General features: G+C 47.3%; 2 protein-coding genes. Both read right to left on the minus strand.

Going from position 1 to position 2,289, the window contains the following annotated elements:
- Positions 1–302: 302 nt before the first annotated feature.
- Positions 303–1,961 (minus strand): hypothetical protein, encoded by a 1,659-nt coding sequence (locus Q0668_RS11545; RefSeq protein WP_298864532.1) that lies wholly within the window; start codon positions 1,959–1,961, stop codon positions 303–305.
- Between the two features lie 47 nt (positions 1,962–2,008).
- Positions 2,009–2,289 (minus strand): hypothetical protein (locus Q0668_RS11550; RefSeq protein ID WP_298864534.1); only part of this gene is annotated, 281 nt, incomplete at its 5' end.

Raw genomic sequence — 2,289 nt, forward strand, 5'->3', positions numbered from 1 at the left:
TCGTGCTTTTCGTGCTTTTCGTGCTTTTCGTGCTTTTCGTGCTTTTCGTGCTTTTTGTGCTTTTTGTGCTTTTTGTGCTTTTTGTGCTTTTTGTGCTTTTTGTGGTAGTAAATCCTAAAACAACGTCGGCCTCACCACCGCATGAACTGAGATTCTACCCGATGTAACTCAGGCAACAGACATGAATATCCATCACTCATGGCAAGAGCGAAGTAGAGAAGACAACACGCGTTGTCAATTCACAAAAGAGTCAACGCACTACGTACTCTCTGAAACCAGAAGTCTATTTAACAATCCCATCCTTACTTAGCTTCTACCGACTTGAATCCAAAGCTGAACAGTTCTGCATCGTTAATTGAAAACCGAAGTACAACCGGACCAGTTGCTAAACCAGATAAATCGGGCTGCCCTTCGAAAGTAATGGCATGCCGAATATGATCGCCTTGCACAGGATCAGACTTTTTGAAGCCAGCGATCGGCTGCCCTTGATCATCACAAATCTCTACAGTAATGCTGCCGCTCTTTTTTGTGCGCGCGTTGATCAGAAGACGATCACCTTGAATACGCAGGGGCACTGTCGTCAATGTACCCGACGCATCCGAGGCATCTACAGATACAAATCGGTCTAACTGCCAGGTTGCCAGGCCAATCGCACCCGTGTATTTCGTACCTCTTCCATACTTTTCTCCGGTTTTTGGATTCCGCAATCGATACAGGGCCGGTGTCCCGTGCAAGTAGTTTGAACCGGCATAATAAAGCCGCACTTCATCTCCGACGCGGAGGGCATGGCAGGCCGTTGAGTACCAACCACTATTCCAGTCCTGTGGCTTAGGTCCCCTGACAAGAATCGGAGTACGAAACGGTCTTTGCCACTTGTGGAGATCGCGCGAGAACGCCAACTGTATTTCGTTGACGCCTTCCTGGTTACCATATCGAGCATTGTTGTTCACTGTAAAAATCTGAGGAAAGGCTAATGTGAGAGACTTATCATGTGGATAGAACGAAATGCCATAATATTCGGTTCGCATTAATGCCGGGTCATCGGGTACATCCAGCATGGCACGTACCTCATCCAGCCGTTGAATGCTGGTTTCGTCATCGCGTTTGTCCACAGTCCACGTCAACACTGGCTTCGACCAATTCATAAAATCACTGCTGGTCGTTGTGTAAAACAGTCGCCGTTTGTGGCCCATCCATTCTTCCGTATGATGCTTGAAGCTGGCAATGTAAAGACGGCGGTACGGATCCCAGACCGCGTTAATCACATCCCAATGTGGTGCAAATGGCCGATCAGCGACCGCCTTCCATTGAAAGCCGTCAGGTGAAGTCAACAGGTGGTAACCCCGACGTCTCCCCAGGGGATTCTCTGCGTTTTTGGGATACACAAGAAAAGCGATCATCTTGTACCGGCGCTGTGGATCGGGGTCTTTCAGATCCTTGAAAACGCTCGGTGAATCAATCAAACCGGGGCCACTAATCATGTTATTGATTTTTTTACCATCGCGGTTCGTAGAACCGATCAAAGGCTTGTCCCAAACGATTCCATCTCGGCTGGTCGCATACATCACATGCGTCATCGGTTCGTTTTTTGGATAGTCCGGCTGAGTCACATAATTGGTACGATACCACATCTTAAACAGCTGCTCTTGTTCATCCCAGAGCACATCGCCAAACAAGGATAATCGCCATCCTTCCCAAGGTTGATCTGCAACAAGAATCGGATTCTTAGGATCTTCTTTTCCGGGATGCTGTGTAAACGTCAGCCTCTGTACCTGATCGATCACGCTGCGGTCCACAAATAACTGCACCCGATCACCGGCGTCATAGACTGCTTTCGACTTTGGATCTGCTGCGGCGGCAGACAGGCAGCACACAGCAATCCATAACACACAGAACCACTTGCCAAGCATGAAAGTCTCCCGAAAAAAAGTGCGTAATAAAGCCATTTGTTTTTCAACCATCAATGGATTTTTGATATCTCATATCTAAGATCCGAAATCATAGCGATTCATGCAAGAGATAAAAAGGAGAAGGAATCGCGCAGCAAATTCTGGATAGCAGAAAATGAGGCCACGACTGCATTCATTCTTTCACCAGGATCAGGGTATACTTTGGTCTGTCTTGATTTGAAACCAATACCAACGTGATCCTCAAAATTTTTAACGAGATATTTCGCCTGCCAGGAGATCTCTTCGTCTTGCGATTGAGTCAGTTTTTGTATGACGGGGAAGAAGTCTTTTATCCCGCATTTCCCAGATGACTTCCCTCGCTTTGGCACGTAATTTGCGC

Origin of the sequence: uncultured Gimesia sp. (genome assembly GCF_937910335.1) — a bacterium.
Taxonomy (GTDB): Bacteria; Planctomycetota; Planctomycetia; order Planctomycetales; family Planctomycetaceae; genus Gimesia.